We start from the raw sequence: 10,732 nt of genomic DNA on the forward strand, positions 1-10,732 counted from the left end.
CAGCCGACGCGGCCGTGACACCCACCGTCGCGAGCGCGAGGGCGGCGGCGGTGACGAGGGCGAGGCGGGCACGCATCGTGCCAGCATGCTGTGCGCGGGCGACGAGCGGGGGCACGGCGCGCCGACCTCGGCCGGATCGGCCGGGCGCTCGCGGCGCCCGCCGTCAGACCGGGGTCGGGTCCAGCGTCGTGCCGAGGTGGAGGTACCCGGCCTCGCGCCCGGCGGCGGTGACCTCGAGCGAGGCCGCCTCGCGGACCTTGTGCAGCTCCGACCCGCCGCCGTCGGTGATGATGCCGTGCAGCGAGTACGTCCCCTCGCCGAGCATCGTGGCGGGAACCTGGAAGTCGAACGACTGCACGCCCGAGACGGGCGGCATCGTGACGCCGAGCATGCGGCTGTTCGTCGCGTAGATGGTCTGCCCGCCCAGCGAGTCGAACCCGAACCCGAGCGCCCAGCTCTCCAGCGGTGTCGGTGCGTCCACCGTGATGCGGACGGTCAGGGGCTCGCCCGCGGCCACGCTGGTCACCTGGGTGCCGGCGTGCACCATGCCGACGCTCGTGATCTTGACGTCCACCGTGGGGCCGTCCTGCAGGAGCGCGCGCTCGCGGGCGATCTCGCCCTCGCGGATCTGGTCGAACTCCGTGCGCAGCACGCGCAGGGCCTCGCGCGGCGGGCCGTCGGCGGTCACCACCCCGTGCTCGAGCACGATGGCCCGGTCGCACAGGTCCGCGACCTGGTCGAGGCCGTGGGTGACGAAGATGATCGTGCGGCCCTCGCCCTGGAACGACCGGATCTTGTCCATGCACTTGCGCTGGAACGGCTCGTCACCGACCGCGAGGACCTCGTCGACCAGCAGGATGTCCGGGTCGACGTGGACCGCGACGGCGAACGCCAGCCGGACGTACATGCCCGACGAGTAGAACTTCACCTGGGTGTCGATGAACTGCTCGATGCCGGAGAAGTCGACGATCGCGTCGAAGTGCTTGTCGGTCTGCGCGGTCGACAGCCCCAGGATCGCGGCGTTGAGGTAGACGTTCTCGCGGCCGGTCAGGTCCGGGTGGAACCCGGCGCCCAGCTCGAGCAGCGCCGCCATGCGGCCCCGGGTCCGCACCAGGCCCGAGGTCGGCTGCAGGATGCCGCCGATGGACTTCAGCAGTGTGCTCTTGCCCGACCCGTTCGGGCCGATGAGGCCGACCGTGCTGCCGGACTCGATCTCGAGCGAGACGTTGCGCAGCGCCCAGAAGTCCTCCTTGTGGAGGTTGGACCGGCCGAAGTTGACCAGCCGCTCCTTGAGGGACTTCTCCTTGCGGATGACGAAGCGCTTGGACAGGTCGACGACCTCGACGACGGTGGGGTTGCCCATCACAGCTCCTGCGCGAAGTTGCCCTGGAGGCGCACGAAGATCCGCTGCGCGACCCAGACGAAGACGATGCCGACGGCGAGCCAGATCCACAGCCACGCGGCGAGGTTCGGGGGGACGGGCTGCCCGTCGCCACCCACCCAGAACGTCTGCTGGAACCCCATCACGGCGAGCGTCATCGGGTTGGCCAGGTAGATGTTCTCGAGGACCGGGCTGTCGACCTGGCCGCTCACCTGCGCCCAGGAGTAGACGATCGGCGAGGCCCAGAAGGCGATCATCAGCCCGATGTCCACCAGGTAGGCGACGTCCCGCAGGTACACGTTGACCGCGGAGAGCAGCAGCGACAGGCCGAGCGAGATCACGACGATCACCGCGAGCGACAGCGGCAGGTACAGCCAGCGCGTGCCGGTGGGGAACTGACCGGTGACGATCGTCGCCAGGATGAGGATGCCCAGCTGGATCGCGAAGTTGAACAACGACGAGCCCAGCGAGCTCAGCGGGAAGATCTCCCGCGGCAGGTACACCTTCTTGATCAGGCCCCCGTTGCCGACGATTGATCCGGTGCCGGTGGTGACGGCCTCGGAGAACAGGGTCCACGCGGTCAGGCCGGTGTAGATGAACACCGCGAAGTTCGGGATCTGCCGCGCGGCGCCCATGAACTGGCCGATGGCGACGTAGTAGATGAGCAGGAGCGTCAGCGGGCGGATCAGGCTCCAGACGAAGCCGAGGGTGCTGTCCTTGTAGCGCGCCTTGAGCTCGCGGCGGATGAGCATGTCGAGCAGCTCGCGGTGCTTCCAGATGTCCCGCAGCTGCGCCGAGGTGCCGGCCGCGAGGCCCGGCGTCGGACCCGTGGTCCGGAGTGGCTCCTGCTCGAGGCGGGCCGCGCGCTCTTCGCTGGCTGTCGTCATGCGTTCGATGCTCCTGCGGGTCGTCGTGCAACCGACCGCTGGATCGGCGTCGACAGACTACCTGTGCCGATCTGGGACGGGCTCACGCGTCGCTGCCGTGCACGACCCGCCACAGGTCGGCCGCGTAGGCGTCCCAGGTGGTCGCTCGCCTGGTCGCGGCGGCGGCGGCGAGGGTCGCGTGGAGGGCGTCGTCGGTGAGCAGGCGGCGCAGGGCGTGGGCGAGGTCACTCTCGTCGCGGGGGTCGACGAGGAGCGCGCCGCCCCCGTCCGCGATCTCGACCATGCTGCCGAACGCGGACGTGATGGCGGGCGTGCCCGCCGCCAGCGACTCGGCGACCGGGAGCCCGAAGCCCTCGTTGACCGACGGGAAGACGGTGCAGCGGGCCAGCCGGTAGGCGGCCCAGAGCAGCCGGTCGCTCAGCCGGCTGACGGACTCGACGGGCCGCCCGGCGGCGCGCAGCTGCGCGAGCCGCTCGGTGAACTCGCCGCTGTTCCAGGACGCGCCGCCCACGAATGTGAGGCTGAACCGCACGCCCTGCCGCCAGAGCAGCTCGGCGGCGTGCAGCACCGCCAGGTGGTTCTTGCGGGGCTCGTGGCTGCCGACGCACAGGACGAACGGGAGGTCGGCGACGAGGAGCTGGTCGCGCGCCTCGGCGAGGTCCTCGTCGGTGGCCGCCGGCGCGTCCGCGGGGAGCAGGAGCGGGACCACCGACGGTCCGTCCAGCCCGGCGCCGCCGAGCATGCGCCGCCAGCCCTCGTACTCGACCGCAGAGGCCTGCGAGATCGTCGCGACCACGTCGAACTCGGCGACCGCGGCGAGGTTGAGGGCGAACACGGCCGGGAAGCCCGTGGCCGCGGTCTCGGCGGAGGTGAGCGGGACGCAGTCGAAGCCGATCACGGCGCACCGGCTCGGGCTGTGGCGGGCGAGCGCCTGCAGCGCGGCGCAGCGCCGGGGCTGGATCGCCAGCTCGGGCAGGACATAGGTCGAGCGCCACGGCACGAGCACCTGCGGGGCGTCGGCGCCCGAGGAGGCCGGGACCTCGACGGCGCGGTCGGGCTCCAGCGCACGGTCGCGGCCCGCGGCGTCGAGCGCCACCATCGCGTCCATGTCCGCGGTCCAGCCCACGGCGGTGAAGTCCTCGGTGTCGCGCCAGGCGCGGCCGACGTGGCGGGCCACCCGCTGGATCCCGGTGCCCAGGGGGTAGAGCACGAGGTCGCCCATGTCGACCACGGTGCCGCCCACCAGGACGCGCACCTCCCGGGCGACCGACGCCCGGGTCGAGGCGGCGCGCGCGGCGTCGGCGATCGCCCGCGGCCCGTCGAGCAGGGCGCGGCGCCGCGCATCGACCACCTGCTCGGCGGTCGGGAGCCGGGCGGACAGCACGGCGAGCGCGAGCCACGTCGTCGCGTCGTCGGGGGCGGTGAGGTACGCGGCCGCCCGGGTCTCGGCGTCGCGGTCGTCCCTCGGAGCGGGGGCCTGCGGGTCGAGGGTGGTGACCAGGAGGTCGAGGCGGCGGCGCCAGGTCTGCGGCGGGATGCGCGCCGGCCGGGTGGGGGCTCCCACCCGGAGCACGCGCCGGACGCCTGCGCCGGCCACGGATCGGACCCTCATGCGGCGTCCTCGACGAGCGCGACCCAGAGCGCGTCGGCGTAGGCCCGCCACGTCTGGGCGGGGATCTGCGCGGCCTCGTCGCGCAGGCGGGCGCGGAGGCCGGCGTCGGTGACCATCTCGCGCAGCGCGTCGAGCACCGCGTCGTCGTCGCGGGGGTCCACCGTCCGGCAGCCGCCCGCCGACGCGATCTCGGCCTGGCTGCCGTACGAGGACGTGAGCACCGGCGTGCCGCACGCCAGCGACTCGGCGACCGGCAGCCCGAATCCCTCGTGCAGCGAGATGAAGACCGTGAACGACGCGTCGCGCAGCAGCGTCCACAGGGCGTCGTCGCGCACGGAGGAGCTCCACCGGACCGGCCGGCCGGCCTGCCGGAGCCGGTCCAGCTGGGCCTCGACCGAGCGCGTGTCCCAGCCGGGCGCGCCGACGAGGTGCAGGTCGAACTCGACGCCCTCGCGCCACAGCCGCTCGGCGGCGAACAGGAGCGCGCCGTGGTTCTTGTGCGGCTCGAGCCGGCCGACCGACAGGACCAGCGGCCGGTCCGGCGACACCCGCCGGTAGCCGAGCGGCGCGGGGGGGACGGTGACGGGCAGCATGACCTCGACGACCTCCGGTCCGGGCAGCCCCTGCGCCGCGAGCGCGGAGCCGAAACCCGCGAACTCCGCGACCGCGGAGGAGCTGATCCCCGCGACCCGGTGCGCGTGCTTGATCACCGTGAGATAGGCGGCGAAGCCGTTGGGCTCGCCGAGCGGGCGCAGGTCGGCGCTGATCACCGGGATCGCGTCGTACCCGATGGCGACGACCGACGTCCCCGACAGCTCGGCGAGGGCGGCCAGCTGGTCGCAGTGCTCGGCCAGCGGCACCTCGGCGAGCACCAGCGTGGCCCGCCACGGGATGACGAGCACCGGCTCCTCGTCGTCCGCGACGTGGTGCGTGGGGCCGGTCTCGGGCGTCTCGTCGGGCGCCTCGACCGCGTCGTCCCAGCGGGCGGCGAGGGACCACTCGGGCGGGGTCAGCAGGCGCAGGGTGCCGAGCGTCCAGGTCCACGCCGCGAGGGTGACCTCGCGGTCGGTGGTCCAGGCGCGCACCACCTCGCGCGTGGTGCGCTGGATCCCGTTGTGGAACCGCGACTTGGCCGAGGCGTCGACGTCGACGATCACGCCCGAGACCACCCGCGCCGGCAGGGCGACGGTGTCGCACCGGAACGCGACCTGGTGACCACGGTCGAGCAGGCTCAGCTCGAGGCCGACCCGGTCCTCGAGGTCGACGTCCCGCAGCACGGCGCGCACGTCCGAGGCGATCGGGAACGTGCCGGCCAGCACGGTGAGGACGAGCCACGCCAGCTCGGAGGACCGCTCGGCGCGCAGGAGGTCGACCAGGGCACCGAGGCACGCCTGCGCGTCGCGCGCCGGCTCGTCGTCCCGCTCGGGTGCCACCGGCAGGACGGCGTCGGCCGCCGCCCGGAGGCGCTGCGCGAGGGCCGCGGTGACGGGGGCCGTCATCCCTCCCGCCGCAGGACCTGGGCCGCGCGCAGCGGGGCGGTCACCCGCCACGAGACGGTGCGGTGCATCGCGTCGATCTCCGCCTGGAGCGCGGCGGCGCGGCGCTGCTGGTCCGCGTGGGCCGGCAGCTCCACCGCGAGGTCCGCCCACCGCGTCAGCGCGGCGGCGCGCCAGCGGACGACGTCCTCCTCGAGCGCGGCGACCCGCTCGCGCAGCGCCAGGTCGTGCGCGGTGTCGAACTCGTCCAGCGCGCACGCCGGGTAGGACAGCGCGGGCGCCAGGTCGAGGTGGTCGGTCGAGACGTAGAAGCGCGAGACGCCGTCGAAGAGGCACAGGCGGTAGCCGGCCGCGAGCACGTCCGGCTCCCACGACTCCCACGAGGGCGTGGTGCTCCGGGGCTCGGTGGCCTCGACCACCAGCACCCACGGGCGCCAGCGCGCGAGGTCGAACCCCGTCAGCGCCGCGCGCTCGGCGCCCTCGACGTCGATCACGGCCAGGTGGAGGTCGACGCCCTCCCACGACTCCGACGCGAGGATCTGGTCGAGCGTGCGCGTCGGGACCGTGAGGTCGGTGCCGGCGAAGCCGTCGTCGCGGTGCCGCTCGCCGTACTCGTCCACGAGCGTGGACAGCCCGGTGCCCTCGAACACGTGCAGGGTGACGGTGTCGGTGGTGCCGTCCGTGGCCGCCGCCTCGACCTGCGTGTCCCGCGGTCGCTCGGTGCGGTGGGCCTCCACGAGGGACGGGACCGGCTCGACCGTGATGCCCGACCAGCCGCGGTCGTAGAACGCCCGGGTGACGGACTCGGCGCTCGGGTGGTTGGCCCCGACGTCGACGTACCGGCCGCCCTCGACCTGCTGCAGCGCGCGCCACAGGACGACGTCCTCGCGGTTCTGGGCATACGACACGAAGGTGGGGACCTGGGGCACCGGAGCATCATACGGCGGGCTCGTGACCCTGTTCCGGCCGCCACCCGCTAGGCTCCAGGCGTTCAGACGTCAGTCGATCTCGAGGAATCATGCCCCGCGCATTCATCACCGGTATCACCGGCCAGGACGGTCTCTACCTCGCTGAGCTGCTGCTCTCCAAGGGGTACGAGGTCTACGGACTCATCCGCGGTCAGAACAACCCGAAGCTCGACCTGGTGCGCTCCACGGTGCCCGGCGTCAAGCTGGTCACGGGTGACCTCACGGACATGTCGAGCCTCATCCGCGCGCTGCAGACCGCGCAGCCGGACGAGGTCTACAACCTCGGGGCGATCTCCTTCGTGGCGTACTCGTGGGAGAACGCCATGCTCACCTCGGACGTCACCGGCAAGGCCGTGCTGAACATCCTCGAGGCCGTGCGGCTCTACTCGAACGACGACATGTCGAAGGTGCGCTTCTACCAGGCGTCGTCCTCGGAGATGTTCGGCAAGGTGCAGGAGGTGCCGCAGCGCGAGAACACGCTGCTGTGGCCGCGGTCGCCGTACGGCGTCGCCAAGGTCTTCGGGCACTACATGACGATCAACTACCGCGAGTCCTACGGGATGCACGCCTCCTCCGGGATCCTCTTCAACCACGAGTCCCCTCGCCGCGGCCCCGAGTTCGTCACGCGCAAGGTCTCGCAGGCGGTCGCGCGCATCTCGCTCGGGCTGCAGGACGACATCACGCTGGGCAACCTCGACGCCAAGCGCGACTGGGGCTTCGCGGGCGACTACGTCGACGCGATGTGGCGCATGCTGCAGCAGCCCGAGGCCGACGACTACGTCGTGGCGACGGGGGAGACGCACTCCATCCGCGAGCTCCTCGACATCGCCTTCAAGCACGTCGGCATCGACGACTGGGCGCACCTGGTCAAGCAGGACCCGCGCTTCATGCGGCCGGCCGAGGTCGACCTGCTCATCGGCGACCCGGCCAAGGCGCACGAGAAGCTGGGCTGGAAGCGCCAGGTCGACTTCCCGACGCTCGTCACGATGATGGTCGACAACGACCTGGAGGAGCAGCGCGCTCTGGCTGGTCGGTGACGACGTGACGACGGTGTTCGTCACCGGGATCTCCGGGCAGGACGGTCGTCTGCTGGCCCGACGCCTGGTCGACGAGGGGCACGACGTGCACGGCCTCGTCCGCTCGGTCGAGGGCACCGCGTCGGTGCGGGACCTGCTGCCGGCCGAGGTGCAGCTGCACGCCGGCGACCTCGAGGACGCGGCGGCGCTCGCCGGGCTGCTCGGCGAGCTGGCGCCGACCGAGGTGTACAACCTCGGCGGGATCAGCTCGGTGGCGTACTCATGGGCGGAGCCCGTGGTGACGGGCCTGGTCACCGGGTTGGGCGCCGTGGCCGTGCTGGAGGCGGCGTTCCGCGTCCAGGAGCGCCGCGGGACCGCCGTGCGCGTGCTGCAGGCCTCGAGCGCGGAGATGTTCGGCACCCCCGACCGCACCCCGCAGGACGAGGGCACGACGATCCGCCCGAGCTCGCCCTACGGCGCCGCCAAGGCCTATGCGCACCACATGGCCGGCGTGTACCGCTCGCGGGGGCTCGGCGTGGCCACCTGCATCCTGTACAACCACGAGTCCCCACTGCGGCCGACGACGTTCGTCACGCGCAAGATCACGGTCGCGGTCGCGCGCATCCTGCGGGACGGCGGCGGCACGCTCGCGCTGGGCAACCTGGACGTCCGGCGGGACTGGGGCTGGGCCGCCGACTACGTCGACGCGCTCGTCCGGGCCGTCCGGCACGCCGACGCCGACGACTTCGTCGTCGCGACCGGCATCACGCACTCGGTCGCGGAGTTCGCCGCGGCGGCCTTCGCGCACGTGGGCATCACCGACTGGCAGGAGCACGTGGTGGTCGACCCGCAGTTCGTCCGTCCGGCGGACGCCGCCGAGATCGTCGGCGACTCGTCCAAGGCCCGCCGCGTGCTCGGCTGGGCGCCGACGGTCACGTTCGAGCAGGTCGTCGGCCGGATGGTCGACCACGACGTCGCGCTCCTGGCCGGTGCCCGATGAGCGCGGTCCCCGACGTCCGCCCCGGCGTCGTCACGGTCGTCCTCGTCAACTACAAGGGTGCCGACGACACGATCACGGCCCTGCAGGCGTTCGCCGACGTCGACTGGCCGGCCGAGCGGCTCGAGCTCGTCGTGGTCGACAACGACTCCGGCGACGGCAGCTCCGAGCGCATCCGGGCGGCCGTGCCCGACGCGCTCGTCATCGACTCCGGCTCGAACTCGGGCTTCGCGGGCGGCTGCAACCTCGGGGTCGCCCACGCGAGCGGCGAGTACGTCGCCTTCCTGAACAACGACGCCCGGCCCGACAAGGGCTGGGTGCGGGCGGCCGTCGAGGTGCTGGAGCAGGACCCGACCATCGGCTCGGTGGCGTCCAAGGTGCTCGACTGGGACGGCAACCTCATCGACTACGTCGACGGGTCGCTGACCTGGTTCGGCATGGGCTACAAGCGCGAGGTCGAGAAGCCGGAGACGGGGGCCTACGACACCGCGAAGGACGTGCTGTTCGGCACCGGCGCCGCGATGTTCGTCCGCACCGGGCTGTACCGCGAGGTCGGCGGCTTCGACGAGCGGTTCTTCATGTTCTACGAGGACGTCGACCTCGGCTGGCGGCTCAACCTGCTCGGGCACCGGGTGCGCTACGTGCCCGGCTCGGTCGCGTTCCACAAGCACCACGTGACCATGAAGAAGTTCGGCAACTTCCGTGAGAGCTACCTGCTCGAGCGCAACGCGCTGCTCGCGATGTACAAGAACTACGACGACGAGTCGCTGGCCCGCGCGCTGCCCGCCGCGATGGCCCTGGCGGTGCGCCGGTCCGTCGCGCGCACGGGCGTCGACGCCACGGCGCTCGACCTGCAGCGCTCGCCCGGCGGCGACGACGTGGGCACCGTCGAGATCCCCAAGATGGCGCTCACCGGGCCGTACGCGATCGACTACTTCGTCGAGCAGCTGCCCAGCCTCCTAGTCTCCCGCCGGGAGCTCCAGGGCCGGCGCCGGCGCAGCGACCGGGAGCTGTTCCCGCTGTTCCGGGAGACCATCGAGCCCGCATACGGCATGCCGTCGTACCTCGCGGCGCACGAGGCGCTGCTGGAGGCGTTCGGCATCGTCGAGCACTTCACGGCCCGGCACCGCATCCTCGTGGTCACCGGCGAGCCGCTGCTCGAGCGGATGGCCGGGCCGGCGATCCGGGCCTGGGAGATCGCCAAGGCCCTCGCCCCGGACCACGAGGTCCGCCTGGTCTCCACGGCCGGCGCGAAGCGCACGAGCCCAGACTTCGCGGTCGAGTACGCCGCCGGGACGGGCCTGAAGGAGCCGACGGGCTGGGCCGACGTCATCATCTTCCAGGGGTTCCTGCTCGAGACCGCGCCGTGGCTCAAGGGCAGCGACAAGGTGATCGTCGCCGACATCTACGACCCGATGCACCTGGAGCAGCTCGAGCAGGCGCGCGACCTCGGCCCGGACGGCCGGCAGAACGCGATCGACGTCACGACGCACGCCCTCAACGAGCAGCTGCGCCGCGCCGACTTCCTGCTGTGCGCCTCCGACAAGCAGCGGGACTTCTGGCTGGGCCAGCTGGCCGGGCAGGGCCGCATCAACCCCGCCGTGTACGACGAGGACGCGTCGCTGGACAACCTGCTCGCGGTCGTCCCGTTCGGCATCGAGGACAGCGCGCCCGTGCAGAAGAAGCACGGGATCAAGGGCACCGTGCCGGGCATCGGGCCGGACGACAAGGTCATCCTCTGGGGCGGCGGGATCTACAACTGGTTCGACCCGCTGACGCTCCTGCGCGCCGTCGACCGGCTCAAGGACCGGCACCCCGAGGTCCGGCTCTACTTCCTCGGCCTGAAGCACCCGAACCCGGGCGTGCCCGCCATGAGGATGGCGTGGGAGACCCAGGAGCTGGCGCGCGAGCTCGGACTGACCGGCACGCACGTCTTCTTCAACGAGGGCTGGGTGCCGTACGAGCAGCGCGCCGACTTCCTGCTCGACTCCGACGTGGGCGTCTCGACGCACTTCCAGCACGTGGAGACGGCGTTCAGCTTCCGCACGCGGATCCTCGACTACCTGTGGGCCTCGCTGCCGGTCGTCGCCACCGGCGGGGACACGTTCGGCGCGCTGATCCGCGAGCGCGGCCTCGGTCGCGTCGTGCCGGCGGAGGACGTCGAGGCGCTCGAGCTCGCGCTCGAGGAGATGCTGTTCGACGAGGAGGCCGCCGAGTCGGCTCGCGCTGCCGTCCGCGAGCTCGCCGAGTCGTTCGTGTGGAGCCGCGTGCTCAGCCCGCTCGTGGAGTTCTGCCGGACGCCGCGCCGCGCGGCCGACCTGGCCGTCGTCCCCGCCGCCCCGTCGGCGCGGCCGCGGTCGCGCGGTCCCCGGCGC

General features: G+C 72.5%; 8 protein-coding genes. 3 read left to right on the top strand and 5 right to left on the bottom strand.

Features of this window, described 5'->3' with window-relative positions:
- Positions 1-163 precede the first annotated feature (163 nt).
- The 5 genes from AC1DT4_RS19805 to AC1DT4_RS19825 form a co-directional block, all read right to left on the bottom strand.
- On the bottom strand, positions 164-1,363 hold the full coding sequence (locus tag AC1DT4_RS19805; RefSeq protein ID WP_477091471.1) for an ABC transporter ATP-binding protein: 1,200 nt from the start codon (positions 1,361-1,363) through the stop codon (positions 164-166).
- Positions 1,363-2,268 carry an ABC transporter permease gene (locus tag AC1DT4_RS19810; RefSeq protein ID WP_477091472.1) on the bottom strand — a complete coding sequence of 302 codons (906 nt, stop codon included), beginning with the start codon at positions 2,266-2,268 and terminating at the stop codon, positions 1,363-1,365. Before AC1DT4_RS19810 ends, AC1DT4_RS19805 begins: the two co-directional genes overlap by 1 nt.
- A gap of 82 nt (positions 2,269-2,350) precedes the next feature.
- Positions 2,351-3,880, bottom strand: a complete 1,530-nt coding sequence (locus tag AC1DT4_RS19815) for a glycosyltransferase family 4 protein (protein ID WP_477091473.1) — start codon at positions 3,878-3,880, stop codon at positions 2,351-2,353.
- Positions 3,877-5,379, bottom strand: a complete 1,503-nt coding sequence (locus AC1DT4_RS19820) for a glycosyltransferase (RefSeq protein WP_477091474.1) — start codon at positions 5,377-5,379, stop codon at positions 3,877-3,879. The genes AC1DT4_RS19815 and AC1DT4_RS19820 overlap by 4 nt, the downstream gene beginning before the upstream one ends.
- A complete protein-coding gene (locus AC1DT4_RS19825) occupies positions 5,376-6,305 on the bottom strand; it encodes an FkbM family methyltransferase (protein ID WP_477091475.1) in 930 nt (309 codons plus the stop codon). The genes AC1DT4_RS19820 and AC1DT4_RS19825 overlap by 4 nt, the downstream gene beginning before the upstream one ends.
- A gap of 89 nt (positions 6,306-6,394) precedes the next feature.
- Here AC1DT4_RS19825 and AC1DT4_RS19830 point away from each other — a divergent pair, with 89 nt between their 5' ends.
- The 3 genes from AC1DT4_RS19830 to AC1DT4_RS19840 all read left to right on the top strand — a co-directional run.
- Positions 6,395-7,381 (top strand): GDP-mannose 4,6-dehydratase, encoded by a 987-nt coding sequence (locus tag AC1DT4_RS19830; RefSeq protein WP_477091476.1) that lies wholly within the window; start codon positions 6,395-6,397, stop codon positions 7,379-7,381.
- A gap of 4 nt (positions 7,382-7,385) precedes the next feature.
- Positions 7,386-8,360 (top strand): GDP-mannose 4,6-dehydratase, encoded by a 975-nt coding sequence (locus AC1DT4_RS19835; protein WP_477091477.1) that lies wholly within the window; start codon positions 7,386-7,388, stop codon positions 8,358-8,360.
- A partial coding sequence (locus AC1DT4_RS19840) for a glycosyltransferase (RefSeq protein ID WP_477091478.1) occupies positions 8,357-10,732 on the top strand: 2,376 nt, incomplete at its 3' end. The genes AC1DT4_RS19835 and AC1DT4_RS19840, both read left to right, overlap by 4 nt.

This window comes from Cellulomonas sp. P4_D11 (genome assembly GCF_056401915.1).

What these genes read in the sequence shown, in the direction of transcription:
- AC1DT4_RS19805 (WP_477091471.1), bottom strand. Translation starts at nt 1,363, where the DNA reads ATGGGCAACCCCACCGTCGTCGAGGTCGTCGACCTGTCCAAGCGCTTC.
- AC1DT4_RS19830 (WP_477091476.1), top strand. Translation starts at nt 6,395, where the DNA reads ATGCCCCGCGCATTCATCACCGGTATCACCGGCCAGGACGGTCTCTAC.
- AC1DT4_RS19810 (WP_477091472.1), bottom strand. Translation starts at nt 2,268, where the DNA reads ATGACGACAGCCAGCGAAGAGCGCGCGGCCCGCCTCGAGCAGGAGCCA.
- AC1DT4_RS19815 (WP_477091473.1), bottom strand. Translation starts at nt 3,880, where the DNA reads ATGAGGGTCCGATCCGTGGCCGGCGCAGGCGTCCGGCGCGTGCTCCGG.
- AC1DT4_RS19820 (WP_477091474.1), bottom strand. Translation starts at nt 5,379, where the DNA reads ATGACGGCCCCCGTCACCGCGGCCCTCGCGCAGCGCCTCCGGGCGGCG.